Source organism: Bradyrhizobium sp., from assembly GCF_035273305.1.
GTDB lineage: Bacteria > Pseudomonadota > Alphaproteobacteria > Rhizobiales > Xanthobacteraceae > Bradyrhizobium.
In genome coordinates this window covers 1-12,800 of record NZ_DATEPI010000194.1, presented here as the reverse complement: position 1 = coordinate 12,800, position 12,800 = coordinate 1, and the positions used below count along the sequence as shown (strand labels likewise).

General features: G+C 59.9%; 13 protein-coding genes and 1 pseudogene. 5 read left to right on the top strand and 9 right to left on the bottom strand.

The window, feature by feature from the left end:
- Positions 1-423: 423 nt before the first annotated feature.
- Both VJV58_RS13500 and VJV58_RS13495 read left to right on the top strand, forming a co-directional pair.
- A complete protein-coding gene (locus tag VJV58_RS13500; RefSeq protein ID WP_324137852.1) occupies positions 424-1,140 on the top strand; it encodes a carbonic anhydrase in 717 nt (238 codons plus the stop codon).
- Between the two features lie 230 nt (positions 1,141-1,370).
- Complete coding sequence (locus VJV58_RS13495; RefSeq protein ID WP_324137851.1) at positions 1,371-2,249, top strand: formylglycine-generating enzyme family protein; 879 nt, start codon at positions 1,371-1,373, stop codon at positions 2,247-2,249.
- Between the two features lie 142 nt (positions 2,250-2,391).
- On the opposite strand, the gene VJV58_RS13490 is transcribed toward VJV58_RS13495, so the two are convergent.
- From VJV58_RS13490 to VJV58_RS13475, 4 genes are all read right to left on the bottom strand, one after another.
- Positions 2,392-4,572 carry an SLC26A/SulP transporter family protein gene (locus VJV58_RS13490; protein WP_324137850.1) on the bottom strand — a complete coding sequence of 727 codons (2,181 nt, stop codon included), beginning with the start codon at positions 4,570-4,572 and terminating at the stop codon, positions 2,392-2,394.
- Between the two features lie 34 nt (positions 4,573-4,606).
- Complete coding sequence (locus VJV58_RS13485; protein WP_324137849.1) at positions 4,607-5,107, bottom strand: cyclic nucleotide-binding domain-containing protein; 501 nt, start codon at positions 5,105-5,107, stop codon at positions 4,607-4,609.
- A 244-nt stretch (positions 5,108-5,351) separates the two neighbouring features.
- Positions 5,352-5,804, bottom strand: coding sequence for a hypothetical protein (locus VJV58_RS13480; RefSeq protein ID WP_324137847.1), 453 nt, complete (start codon positions 5,802-5,804; stop codon positions 5,352-5,354).
- Between the two features lie 482 nt (positions 5,805-6,286).
- Positions 6,287-6,523, bottom strand: a complete 237-nt coding sequence (locus VJV58_RS13475; protein WP_324137846.1) for a hypothetical protein — start codon at positions 6,521-6,523, stop codon at positions 6,287-6,289.
- 124 nt (positions 6,524-6,647) lie between these two features.
- Here VJV58_RS13475 and VJV58_RS13470 point away from each other — a divergent pair.
- Positions 6,648-6,836, top strand: a pseudogene (locus tag VJV58_RS13470) (hypothetical protein); the annotation flags it as partial.
- Here VJV58_RS13470 and VJV58_RS13465 read toward each other — a convergent pair.
- From VJV58_RS13465 to rpiA, 5 genes are all read right to left on the bottom strand, one after another.
- The gene (locus tag VJV58_RS13465; protein WP_324137845.1) at positions 6,781-7,134 is read right to left on the bottom strand and encodes a hypothetical protein; all 354 of its coding nucleotides are present in this window, start codon (positions 7,132-7,134) and stop codon (positions 6,781-6,783) included. The pseudogene VJV58_RS13470 and the gene VJV58_RS13465 overlap by 56 nt on opposite strands.
- Before the next feature lie 116 nt (positions 7,135-7,250).
- Complete coding sequence (locus VJV58_RS13460) at positions 7,251-7,730, bottom strand: universal stress protein (RefSeq protein WP_324137844.1); 480 nt, start codon at positions 7,728-7,730, stop codon at positions 7,251-7,253.
- A gap of 420 nt (positions 7,731-8,150) precedes the next feature.
- On the bottom strand, positions 8,151-9,536 hold the full coding sequence (gor, locus tag VJV58_RS13455) for a glutathione-disulfide reductase (protein WP_324137843.1): 1,386 nt from the start codon (positions 9,534-9,536) through the stop codon (positions 8,151-8,153).
- Between the two features lie 30 nt (positions 9,537-9,566).
- Positions 9,567-10,091: a DUF2059 domain-containing protein gene (locus tag VJV58_RS13450; RefSeq protein WP_324137842.1), complete on the bottom strand. Its 525-nt coding sequence runs from the start codon at positions 10,089-10,091 to the stop codon at positions 9,567-9,569.
- Positions 10,092-10,114: 23 nt separating this feature from the next.
- Positions 10,115-10,813 carry a ribose-5-phosphate isomerase RpiA gene (gene rpiA, locus VJV58_RS13445; protein ID WP_324137853.1) on the bottom strand — a complete coding sequence of 233 codons (699 nt, stop codon included), beginning with the start codon at positions 10,811-10,813 and terminating at the stop codon, positions 10,115-10,117.
- Between the two features lie 190 nt (positions 10,814-11,003).
- Between rpiA and VJV58_RS13440 the strand changes: the two genes are divergently transcribed.
- Both VJV58_RS13440 and moaA read left to right on the top strand, forming a co-directional pair.
- Positions 11,004-11,690 carry an HAD family hydrolase gene (locus VJV58_RS13440; protein WP_324137841.1) on the top strand — a complete coding sequence of 229 codons (687 nt, stop codon included), beginning with the start codon at positions 11,004-11,006 and terminating at the stop codon, positions 11,688-11,690.
- 219 nt (positions 11,691-11,909) lie between these two features.
- The coding region (gene moaA, locus VJV58_RS13435; RefSeq protein ID WP_324137840.1) for a GTP 3',8-cyclase MoaA at positions 11,910-12,800 on the top strand (891 nt) is incomplete at its 3' end.

Below are 12,800 nucleotides of genomic sequence, written 5' to 3'. Positions count from 1 at the left end.
GGATACTTCCCGCCAACTTGACGCCAGCGTCGAGACGTCAGAACCACACGACTTCGCCGTCCGCATCACATGCCGTTCGTCAGCGGCACATCAGCGTCCATCGCATCCCGTCCCGCGTCCGTGACGATCGCGAGCGCCCCTTTGATGGGACGAGACGGCCGCGCTTATGAAGTGATTTGCGTCAAGTGGGAACGAAAATGTTTTTGCAAACGGGGCTGGACAGGAACGTTGCTTGATTTGCCCGTCGGTACAGCTGCGCGCTCGGGTGTTCGCCTGTCCGACTTCGCTCGGCAGCTGCGAACTGTGGCGATCGAGATACAGCCGCTGCGGAGAATACTGATAAGCTTAACCTGAATTTCGCGTCGCATCGCATCTGCGCGCTGCTGTTTACTAGCTGAACTTTCCGAACGCGGGGACGAAGTCATGTGCGGCATTTGCGGCCATCGAGACGTCGACCGGAGGAAGCTCCTGAAGTTTGGTATGGCGGGCGTGGTCGCGCTGGGGCTTGGCGGCCTGTCCGGACCGGCGCGCGCCGCAGGTGCGCCGACCGCGATGTCACCCGGCGAGGCACTTGCCGCGCTGAAAACCGGGAACGAACGCTATGTCAGCCATCCGGAACTTTGCAGCATCGACCTCAAGGAGCAGCGGAACGCGGTGGCTCCGCACCAGGCTCCCTGGGCAACGATCATCAGCTGCGCGGATAGCCGTGTGCCTCCAGAGCTGATCTTCGGCGGCCACAGCGTCGGCGAGCTCTTCGTTGCACGGAACGCCGGCAATCTCGTCGACACAGCCACGCTTGGGACCGCTCAATACGGAGCCGTCGTACTCGGCTCACCGCTCATTGTCGTTCTTGCCCATACCGCCTGCGGCGCAGTCAAAGCGGCGTGCGATGTGGTCAGCAAGGATGCGACCTATCCCGGTGCTATCGGGCACATGATCAACCCGATCTTACCAGCAGCGATTGCTTCCCGAAGCAGTCCCGGCGATTGGGTCAACAATGCCGCCAAGGAAAGCGCGAGGCGAACCGCCAAGCGGCTAACCGCGAGCAAGCTTATCGCTACCGGCATCGCTGGGGGGAAGATAAAGGTCACCGCGGCGATTTACGATTTGCAGACGGGGGTCGTCAGTTACCTCGATTAGGTCCTGAACCCATATTTCTGACCCGCGCGGGCCGCTTGCCACGCTCCATTATGCACCGATAGCTACCAAGGTTTGCCGGCCGCTAAGTGACGGGATGGCCTGGATGCGGACTGCTTAGAAATTACATCCAATCGCCGGGGTCGAAAAGGACAACACTGTCAGTCATGCTCGGAACTGAAGTTCTGTCGCGAGCTGTTGATGGCCTTGCTCGGACGAAGAGCGAGACGACAATGGTTTATGTCGTCTCTAGCCTGCTTTGCGTTGGAGCCCACACCTGCGTTGAAATCACGGGAGCTGCCGCGGAAAGGATGCAGCCGCTCTCGGCTGCGCCGACCATGCTCACCATCGAGCAGGAGAAAGGCGTCGCAGAGACCGCCGGTTCTGAGTTCAGGGAATGCGCGGTTGCGTGTCCGCTCATGGTTGTAGTGCCCGCGGGCAAATTCACGATGGGCTCGCCGGAAGGCGAAATGGATCGCACTGCGGGCGAAGGTCCGCAGCACGAAGTGGCGATCGGCAAACCCTTTGCCGTTTCCAAGTACGAGGTAACGTTCGATCAGTGGGATGCCTGCGTGGCAGCCGCGGCGTGTCCTCCGGCTAAGGACGCTTGGGGGCGTGGGACCATGCCTGCGATCAACCTGAGTTGGGACGACGCCAAGCAGTATGTGGCTTGGCTCTCGCGGCTTACTGGCAAGGAGTATCGACTCCTGACGGAGGCCGAATGGGAGTATTCGGCGCGCGCTGGCTCAAACACGCGTTACTCATGGGGAGATGAGTCCGGCATCGGCAACGCCAACTGCAACGGATGTGGCGGCGCCTGGTTACTGCAAACCGCGCCAGTTGGATCGTTTCGGCCGAACGCGTTTGGTCTCTATGACATGGAAGGCAATGTCTGGGAGTGGGTAGAAGATATTTGGCACGACAGTTACGAAGGCGCACCGACCGACGGCTCGGCGTGGCTCCAGGGCGGTGACACAAACTATCGGGTCATTCGAGGAGGATCCTGGCACAATGAACCCGAACTCGTTCGCGCGGCCATCCGATTCGATCGCCATAGGGAGGTTGAATTTGACACGCTTGGATTCAGAGTGGCCAGGACGATAAGACCGTAGCAGGCGCGAGACGGCCACAAGCGTGATTCCACGCAGGTCGGGCAGCATCAACTCTGACCGTTCGCCGGACCGTCACAGTGCACGCGCCGCAGGCGTTGGTTGTGCTCGGATGCTGCCACCGGGTTGAAGCCGTGCTGAGCCCTCAGGTCTCCAGTTGCTGGATCGTCAGGTTGGCATACCGAATTCGCACGCTCAATTCGTGTCCGAGCGCCGCGAGCAGTTTGATCGCGATATCCGGCTGCTTGTGAGACAGTCCGTCGAAAGCGGCTGCGCTTAGTGCAAAGCCCGTCAGATCTTCATCGACGGTAACTGTCGCCGATCGCAGCCCGCGGTCGAGCAGCGCGAGCTCACCGACAACGGCGCCAGGCGCAAAGGTCACCAGCCGGATGTCACCCTCCCCGTGCGCGATATGGACGCTGGCACGGCCTGTGGTGACGAGATAGAGCGTGGAGCCGGGCTCACCGCTACGGAAAACAACGTGCCCAGCGGGCCACGCCACCGGTTCGAGCCAACTTCGCAGATCTTCGATCTGATCCGCCGAGAAGTCGCGCAATAGTGGGACCTCGCCGAGCGAAAGCCCCGTGGCCGTGCCGGTGAATTCCCGCAGCAGATCATCTTCGGCCCATTCGATAGCCCGATCGATGTCGGGAAAGAACCGATCGTGGTCGAAGACATCGGTGAGGCGGGCTGCGGTTTCGGTTCGGCTGGATAGCACCATCGCCAGCTTGATGCCCCGTGCAAGCAGCGCAGCATCGATATCACCGAGGATACGCGCGCCGGTCGAATCGATCTCGGTGACGCGCCGCAATTCCAGCAGCACGACTTTGGTACCATCAGCAGTTTCGCTGTCTACGTATTGCGCCAGACGGTCGGCGGTGCCGAAGAACAGCGCGCCCTGTAACTCGATCGCCAGCACAGAGTTGCCTCGCCGGTGCAGGATCTCGAGTTCGGCCGGGCTGCGGAAGCGCCGCGAGCGTACGACATCGCAGCGGTAGGTCTTGCGGATGTTGGACCGGCTCATGCGCAGCACGAACAGAAACACCGCGAGAATAATGCCAATAAAAACAGCTAGTACGACGTTGATGGCGATCGACATCAGCGCCACGAACACGCTGATCCCGAGATCAAGCGCAATGGCGCCGCGCTGCGGCGTGCCCGGCGCCAGTAGCCGGCCGGCCAACTTCCAGCTCCACGGTTCGATGTGCTGGATGGCGATCACCATGATCGTTGCCGACAACACGGCACGCGGGATGTAGGCGAGCAGCCGAAACAGAACCGTCGCGGCTAGCAGCGCCACGACCGCGTTGACGATGACCGAGAGCGAGCTGCGTGCACCCAAGGCGCGGTTGGCGAGGCTCGGTCCGATATTGATACCATTGGTGATGCCGCCAAAGCCGGCAGAGATCGCATTCGCTAGCCCAAGACGGACAAGGAGCTTGTCATCACCCGCGCTGAGCTCGCCCGGTCGGCTGGCCAGCTTCGCGCACAGCAGCGCGTCGATGGAGGCAATCAAAGCAAGGGCCAGCGCGCTCGAGGCGATCACTGGCAGCGAATGCTCCAGGGGATCGGCCATCGGTAGGCCGGAGAAATCGACCAACACCGTGCGCATCGCAGCACTGGCGGTAAGCGGCCCTATGACGGGCCCAAGCCAATCGCCAAAACCGGCCAGCGCGAGTCCATAATAAACGACGATGCCGCAGCCGAGCCCGAGCAAGAGTGGCGGCACCTTGGTGGTAAGCCTCCGCGCATTCCACATGACCGCGATCGTCAGTATGGCGACAAAAAGGCTGAGCGGCCGTGCTTCTCCGATAGCCGAGAACACGCGGCTGAAGCGGACATTGCGATCAAAGCCCAGCACGTTGCCGAGCTGCACCAAAAACAACAGAACGGCCCCCATGTTCTGGAAGCCCGCCATGACCGGATGCGGGGCGAATTTGATCAATGATCCCAGGCGGAGTAGGCCGAATAGCGCCTGCAATAATCCACCGAGGAGGATGATTGCGAAAAACACCAGCAGCGTCGCGGCGACATTGGGTTCGCCGTCAATTGTGGGAGTCCGCTCCAGCAGCGAATGCAGTAGGAGGCCCAGAAAGAACGTGGTGGTGATGCGCGGCGCGTAAATGCGTGTCGAGCGATCGCCCATCAGCACGCAGACCAAGCCGGCGATTACCGTGGAGAAAAGTCCAGCCATCGCGCCATAGGCGAAATACTCGTCACCCAGCGACACAAAGGCGAACATGCCGTAGGCCATAGAGAGCGGAATAGCGATGGCCGACGAAACGAGACCTGCTGTGATTTCGGACTTCACCGATGCGGCCTTCAAGATTGTCGCGCCACGGTGGATGATGCTCCTACAGCTATGCGTACGGATCGTTTGGATAGCCCGCATACATAAGGCTAGCGCTCGCGATCAGGAATCCTTCCATCTTACTGACCGTTTTGGCGACCACGTTAGGCGGCTCGCCGGTCAACAGTTGGTGCTTTAACTGAATAAGAGCGTGATTTGCGCCGTTGAGTCGGTGGGCCAGCATCGTCGCGACATAAAGTACCGCGACTGGATTTTGCGTGAGAAGCGTGCTCGCGTCGGCCACGTGAAACTCTGAGGCTTCCGTAGCGCGCACGTCCGCAGCGTGCGGCTGGTCTAGCAGGGCGGAAAGTTCACCAAACACCGCACCAGGTTCGGCCACCTTCGCAATCTCTGTGCCCTCTTTGACAATGGCGACAGTTCCCTTGCTCAGGATAAGCAGCCGACCGGTCCTCGAACCATCGGCGATCACAGTCTCGCCGGCCTGGTAGCTGACAAGGGGAAGCGAGGCGAGACTCTTTTGGAACGTAACCTGATTGAGAATAAGAGACATGTCACACTCTCCTGTGCGAACTGCCGAGCAGGAAGGCTCGTGGGTGGCTAGGTCGGCTCCTTCTTTTCGGTTCGTGAATTAGTTGATTGATGCCGACAGGATGAAGCGGACATTGCTCGGGCCCACGTCGGGTTAATGTCTGGTAATAACCAAATCAGACATTGCCGAGTTGGGTCCAATAAGTAGAGCCTATCGCGATAGGCACGCAGTCATGTGCGGATAGTCTAAACCTGAATACGCGCGTTCAACAAAAGACGTTCTGATAACATCCAAGTTCTTCGGGTGTGTACACCCGGAGGTCACGGACGTTCAGCTCTCTGCGCACGTCATTGACGTCAAGAGAATAGTCCTTGAGAGCGACTGTGATACAATTACCGACGAATTTCCGTCTCGCCATCCAGCCGATCTTCTTGCCTTTCGCCTCGGCCTTACATCCAATGACCGCATCGTTCAAAGCAATCTTTGCAATCTCGGCCGGCGTAAGTTTGACAGTCCTTGCGACGCAATTCTTCACGTATTTCCGCCTCGCGAGCCAGCCCATTTTCTGGTCCTGCGCTTCTGCCCTGCACGTAGCGGTCGCCGCTTTCAGCGCGGTGCCATCAGTGGCGGCCTCAGCGGAGGCAGGCATGAACGCAGTACCGCTAATAAGCACCGTGGCTATAACCCCGGCAGATAAAGCCGTGACGAAATGATGCATCTTTACCCTCCCTAAAGTGCCTCTTCGGTCGCTTCTTTCGGTTCGCCGGATGTTGCCTAAGGCCCTCTCCGGCGCCGTTTGCTCGCTATTCGCCCAACCAGTAGCGGAACAGGATCTGAGCCTGGATTGGCTTGAGAACGACTGCTCACATACAGCCTCTCACCTGCTCCATTTGTAAAGTTATAGCTCAGAAAGCGGCAACACTGAACAATACGTTTCGACTGATTGGCCGGTATCGCCTCATACACCGACTCGGGTGGGGCTGGGCCATTGTCCGTTTGGGCTGCCGCCTGCCGGTCAGCGGCGGACATGACGCGCTTGATCAATTAGCTCGTTTCCAAGTCACATCACCAGGTTTTCGCCGGCAGGACTGACAGTCAGCGCTGACTAGTTTCGCGCGACAAAGACGAAGCGCTTATGATCCGTGCCGTTGCAGTTTGGAGGCTATGAACTGAAAGAGGCCGCTGTGGCGGGCCTTCTTCCTAACGGACGCGTTGGCGGTCGAGCTTTTGTTCGGTGCGTTCAAGTAGGATGTATGTTGCCCGCAGTCCGATTGCCATTTCTGCCAATCCTTTCGAAAGGCCTGACAGGCTGGCTGCAATATCATACACGGCAATTCCTGTCTCATCTTGGACGTTTCTCGTATGGATTGCTGCCGCCAGAGCAGAGTCATAGGCTCTCTTGAAATAGTACTCGGCATTTTGGGTCGGTCCGGGCATATCGCGCCTCCATTGGCTTGCTGCTGTAAGCTGAGCCTAATCTTTCGTGCACTGGCGTGGCTAGGTGGCCTCCAACTGACAAAGCGGGACACTCCCAGAATCAGCAGGGACAAGCAGCAAGTTGATCAAACGGTTCTTCGACAAGACCAAGCGACGGCGCGTCGCGACCCGATATGACAAGCTCGCGGCCAACTATCTGGGGTTCGTCAATTTCGCATCATTCGGCTGCGTGACAATCAGTCCGCGCGCTGGGCTCGTCACGTTGTATCGGCTGGCACGAAGCACCGGATTTCGATACTGCCGCGAAAATTGACATACCAGACGATCGCTTCGCCCAGCGGATTGCCGGCGTTACGAATGACGGCCTGATCCGGAACGCGCCACCACGCACCGTTGACCGGCACCCAGTACGCGCCCGCGCGCACCTCGTAATCGGTGCGGTGCCCATCCGCAATATCACAGCAGGGCACACCGGTCTGACTTGTTACGCCCTTAAACCAGTTACGAATATCCTCGGGGACATCTTCGAACTGCCCGCGATCTACCGCCTGCGCCGTTGCGGCGACAAGCAACATTGGGACCAGCAAAGCACGCCGTGAGAGCAGACCCATGGAAATCCTCCGCACGATCGATCATGCCGAGCGATTAGTTGGCTGAAGTCATTCAATCAGACGCAAACACCGGAATTGTGTCATTGCAGCCCGGTCGCCGCCACGTCGTGATAATTTCACGCCTCGGCCGGAGAGCCCGTCAGCAATTTGGAAAATTCCTCGTCACCCACCTCGGTTTGCGCGACCAAAACGCTGCAATGAACATGCTTGACCAGGTATGTCCCGACCGAGCTGAACCACCATCGCGCCAGCGCTCCGTCCGGACGATGACCGACAACGACCAGATTTGCGCCGATCTCCTGGGCGACCTTGGCGATTTCACGTCCGGCTTCGCCGATCCCAAGCCGCGCCGTCGGTGCGAAGCCCATCGACTTGAGCCGCTCGACGCCTTCACCCAGGATTTTTTTGTAGTCTTCAACCTGTTCGGCTATCGGCAGCACAAAACCGCCGTCCAACGTTCCGATCCCGGCCGAAGCTTCCACGACGGCGAGCAGGAATACCTCAGAGCCGCAGAGCTGAGCGATTCTTGCTCCCTCTCGCAGCGCGCGTCGTCCTTCGATTGAGCCGTCATAGGCGAGAAGCACTTTCTTGTACAAGAAATCCTCCCTTTGATTTCAGGCGTGCTGCAGCCAAATTCTAACATCTAATTTTCCAACCGGGTTATCCTCAAATTGGGCGGTCGCACGCTTTCCCGTACCAATTTTCAAAGATGGCGCACCCATTCCCGACCGAGCAGCGTGCGTTAATCGGACAGGCATGCTGTCGTTTCCGGTCGGCGGCTGTTTGCAAACTCGCAACCCTGAAGATCCTATTGAAACCGCACTTCGGCGGGGGGCGTCTGTATCGCTGATACCAAGCAACCAGGGCCTGCCGCGGTGATTGCCATATCTGTTGGTGGCCTCAATGGGACCACCATCGAAGGCTTCACAGCAGTGCATCAGTAAGGTTGAAGCAGGTCAGCACTTCGGCTCGGCGCACATCTACGGCATGGCGCAGGCTAGCGTCGCTCGAAAGCGCTACTCCGCAGCCTCGCGGATATAGCGTGCGGTCGGCGTGCGCATGGTCACGAGTTCTTCGGCCGCGGTGGGATGCAAGGCGAAGGTCGCGTCGAAATCGGCCTTGGTCGCCTTCATTTTGACGGCTATGGCGACTGCCTGCACGATTTCAGCCGCGGTGTCTCCGACGATATGGCAACCGACCACCCGGTCGGTGGTGCCGTCCACCACCAGCTTCATCAAAATGCGGGTGTCGCGGCCTGACATCGTCGACTTGATCGGCCGAAAATCAGTTTTGTAAATATCCACGCGGCTAAATTGGGCGCGGGCCTCAGCCTCCGTCAATCCGACCGTCCCAATCTCCGGCTGCGAAAACACCGCAGTCGGAATGGTGGCGTGATCGACTTCAACCGGTCGCTTGCCGAATACTGTGTCGGCGAAAGCATGCCCTTCGCGGATCGCGACCGGCGTCAGATTTATCCGATGGGTGACATCGCCGATCGCGTAGATGTGCGGCACCGAACTTCGCGAGAAATTGTCGACCGCGATCCCGCCATTGCGCGGATTGATCGCGACTCCCGCTTTTTCGAGCCCCAGATTGGCTACATTCGGATGCCGCCCGATCGCGAACATCACCTTGTCCGACGCAATGCTCGAACCGTTCGTCAGATGACTCGTGAATTCGTTACCGTGCCTGTCGACCTTGCTGACCGTGCAGCCGGTGAGAACTGTGATGCCTTCCCGCTCCATTTCGGCGCGGACATGGAGGCGCACATCCTCATCGAAGCCACGCAGGATGTTGTCGCCGCGATAAATCACCGTCACGTCCGAGCCGAAGCCCGCAAAGATGCAGGCAAACTCCAGCGCGATGTATCCGCCACCCTGAATCACAATGCGTTTGGGCAGCTCTTCCAGATGGAACACTTCGTTTGACGAAATCACGTGTTCGATGCCCGGGATCATCTGTCCGTGGTTGGGCGCGCTTCCGGTCGCAATCAAGATGTGTTTTGCGGTCAGGGCTTCGCCAGTCGCGAGACGAAGCGTGTGCGGATCTTCGAATACCGCGCGCGTCTTGACGATGTGCGCGCCGGATTTCTCGACATTGGTGGTGTAGATGCCCTCCAGCCGGGCGATTTCCTTGTCCTTGTTGGCGACCAGGGTTCGCCAGTCGAACGTGGCCGAAGGAATGGTCCAACCGAAGCCGGCGGCATCCGCGATCTCGAAATGAACGTGCGAGCCAAGCACGAAGAGCTTTTTCGGGACGCAGCCGCGGATCACGCAGGTGCCGCCCATCCGGTACTCTTCGGCAACCATCACGCGCGCGCCGTGGCCGGCGGCGATCCGGGCGGCGCGAACCCCGCCCGAACCTCCTCCGATGACGAACAGATCGACGTCGAACTCAGCCATCTCAGCCCCGATCCGAACCAGCCTGCGTGATCAGATCTCTTTGCCCCGCTTGCGCATCTCGGCGCGAAACTCGCCATTGACCGCCTCGGCGAAGCTCTGTGCCCACTGGTTCATGTAGGACATGCTGTATTGAATCGCCCTCGGCTCGGCCTTCAACAATTTCTGGCCGAGTGCCGATTTGTAGAACGTCACCAGGTCCTTCAACTCCTGCTCGGTGAACTCGTTGGCGTAGGCGTTCGCCATTCCCTCACCGATTTCCTTTTCGCGGCCAGCAAGCTTCTGTGCAACCACGACCGCGACCTCGTTGAGATCTTTCTGGTAGTTCAGATTAGTCTGCAGGAACTGGTCCTTGGTTTTCTGCACGATATTGGGCACCGCATTCGCATACATCGCGCTTGCATTCTTCAACGCCAGAATCTCTTTGGCCGCCGCAATGGCCGCCGGCGAAGCCTGCTTGTGCTGTGGAGCCGGCTGCTGCGCCCCGACCGGGGCGCCGCTCAGTGCCAATCCGAGCACAAGGCCCGCGGCCGTGAAAATTCCTGCAAGCCTCTTCATTCCGATTCTCCTAAATTGCGGCCTTATGGCCGTTCGACGACGCGAATTCCCTGAGGGCCGGCCAGCATCGCCAGGTTGGCAAGACCAATGAACAGCCCGTGCTCGACAACTCCGGGGATGGCGGTCAGCAGGCCGGCCAGGCGCGGAGCATCGGTTATTCGTCCAAGATGGGCGTCAACGATCCAGTGGCCGCCATCGGTGACAAAAACGTGGCCGTCCTTGCCCTTTCGAACCACCATTTGCCCGGAAAGGCCGGCCTGCGCAAATGCCTTTGCGATCGCCCTTTGGGTCGCGGCGAAGCCGAAAGGAATCACTTCCACCGGCAGCGGAAAGCGGCCGAGAACTCCCACCCATTTGGTATCGTCCGCGATCACGATCATGCGATCCGATGCCGCGGCAACGATCTTTTCCCGCAGCAATGCACCGCCGCCGCCCTTGATGAGATTGAGAGAGGGATCGATCTCGTCCGCGCCATCCACCGTCAGGTCGAGCCGATCTACTTCATCAAGCGTGGCCAGCGGAATCCCGCATCTGACCGCATCGTCGCGGGTCGCTTCCGATGTCGGCACACCGATAATCTTCAGCCCGGCGCTAACCCGCTCGCCCAGAAGCTCAACGAAGTGTTTCGCGGTCGAGCCGGTCCCGAGACCAACCCTCATGCCCTCATGCACGTATTCGAGCGCCCCCGCGGCCGCCTGCCGCTTCAGTTGATCCATATTCACGAGCCGACGGTGCCCCCAAGCAAGTGCCGGCACGCGAGCCCCCCGCGCCGGCGAGGCATGTCTACCGCTGTTCTCCGGGAAGTAACAGCGCCATACGGGGCGAAGAACGGCCAAATCGGCCGCATTTGCGCCCCTTGCGGCGCTCTACCGGCCTCTTGCACCGACGCATGCGGGCCGATACGGCTTTGTCATGACTCCTGCCCGCATCGTTGTGTTCGACCTTGACGGCACGCTCGTGGATACGGCGCCCGACTTGATCAACGCGCTCAATTTCGTGCTCGATCGCGAAGGCCTGCCCCCGGTGCCGTTCGAACCAGCGCGCAAGATGATCGGCGCGGGCGCCCGCAAGATGATCGAGCGGGGGCTGGAATTGGAGGGCCGCTCCGCAACCATCGAAGACATCACCCGCCTCACCTCCGATTTCATCGACCATTATGCCGCCCATATCGCCGACGGATCCCGCCCGTTCGAAGGCGTGGAAAACGCGCTTAGCGATCTGCAACGGCTCGGCTTCCGATTTGCTGTTTGCACAAACAAGCTGGAATGGCTGTCGAAGCTGCTGCTGGATCAGCTGGGAATGAGTTCGCGCTTTTCGGCGATTTGCGGAGCCGACACGTTCGGAGTTTCCAAGCCCGATCCGGCGATCCTGAAGCAGACGGTCGCGCGCGCCGGCGGCCATCTCTCCTCCGCGATCATGGTCGGCGATGCCGGTCCGGATGTCGGGGTTGCCCGCCGCGCCGGCATTCCCGTCATTGGTGTCCAATTCGGCTATACCGAGGTTCCCATTGCCGATCTCAAGCCGGATCGCCTGATCGGCCACATGCGGGAACTTCCTGAGGCGGTGCAAAGCCTGATCTCTCAGCGGCAGCCCACCTGAGCGCCCAGAACTCGTGATTGCCTGCGCTGCCCCAGCTTTCTCTTGCCGGGCGTCCCGCCCCACGCGGTCCCATTTCCGGTCCGCCCCCGCGAACCCGGGCCCGCGCCGCGCCCAGCAAGGCAATTGTGGGCAGGCCGCATCATGCATACATTGTGAGAGCGCCCCGTTTCGGTTAGCGCTTGGGGGGCCCTCGGCAATCTGGATGAGCAAGGCTGGTGAATGAACGGATCTACGCTGCATCCTGCCGCATCGCTGTCTCGTGCAATGACGGACCCGTTCGGACGGACCATCAGCTATTTGCGGGTGTCGGTGACGGACCGCTGCGATTTGCGCTGCTTCTATTGCATGTCGGAAGACATGACATTCCTGCCCAAGGCCGACCTTCTCACACTCGAAGAGCTTGATCGACTCTGCTCCGCCTTCATCGCCAAGGGCGTGCGGAAGCTGCGATTGACCGGGGGCGAACCATTGGTCCGGCGCAATGTCATGTCGCTGGTGCGCTCGCTCTCCCGCCATCTTGAGACCGGCGCTCTCAACGAACTTACGCTCACGACTAATGGTTCCCAGCTCGCCCGTTTTGCCGGCGAATTGCGCGACTGCGGTGTACGCCGCGTCAACGTATCGATGGATACGCTCGATCCGGCGAAGTTCCGCGCGATCACGCGCTGGGGCGATCTCGATAAGGTCATAGCCGGCATCGAGGCCGCCCGTGCGGCGGGGCTCGCCGTCAAGATCAATGCGGTCGCGCTGAAGAACCTGAATGAGGATGAAATTCCCGCCTTGATGGAATGGGCGCATGGCAAGGAGATGGCGCTGACGCTGATCGAGGTCATGCCGATGGGCGACATCGGCAAAGGCCGGATCGATCAATATCTGCCGCTATCGATGGTTCGCGCCCGTCTCGCCCAACAATACACTCTGGCTGATCTCGACGATAATACCGGCGGCCCGGCGCGCTACGTTCGCGTGGCCGAGACCGGCGGCAAGCTCGGCTTCATCACGCCGATGACCCATAATTTCTGTGAGTCCTGCAACCGGGTCCGGATCACCTGTACCGGGACACTGCACACCTGCCTCGGCCACGAGGATGCCTCCGACTTGCGCAAACCG

Bases quoted from the DNA above. Each gene is read 5' to 3' on its own strand.
- VJV58_RS13450 (WP_324137842.1), bottom strand. From the start codon at position 10,091: ATGAAGAGGCTTGCAGGAATTTTCACGGCCGCGGGCCTTGTGCTCGGA.
- VJV58_RS13485 (WP_324137849.1), bottom strand. From the start codon at position 5,107: ATGTCTCTTATTCTCAATCAGGTTACGTTCCAAAAGAGTCTCGCCTCG.
- VJV58_RS13480 (WP_324137847.1), bottom strand. From the start codon at position 5,804: ATGCATCATTTCGTCACGGCTTTATCTGCCGGGGTTATAGCCACGGTG.
- VJV58_RS13465 (WP_324137845.1), bottom strand. From the start codon at position 7,134: ATGGGTCTGCTCTCACGGCGTGCTTTGCTGGTCCCAATGTTGCTTGTC.
- VJV58_RS13500 (WP_324137852.1), top strand. From the start codon at position 424: ATGTGCGGCATTTGCGGCCATCGAGACGTCGACCGGAGGAAGCTCCTG.
- gor (WP_324137843.1), bottom strand. From the start codon at position 9,536: ATGGCTGAGTTCGACGTCGATCTGTTCGTCATCGGAGGAGGTTCGGGC.
- VJV58_RS13440 (WP_324137841.1), top strand. From the start codon at position 11,004: ATGACTCCTGCCCGCATCGTTGTGTTCGACCTTGACGGCACGCTCGTG.
- VJV58_RS13475 (WP_324137846.1), bottom strand. From the start codon at position 6,523: ATGCCCGGACCGACCCAAAATGCCGAGTACTATTTCAAGAGAGCCTAT.
- VJV58_RS13495 (WP_324137851.1), top strand. From the start codon at position 1,371: ATGGTTTATGTCGTCTCTAGCCTGCTTTGCGTTGGAGCCCACACCTGC.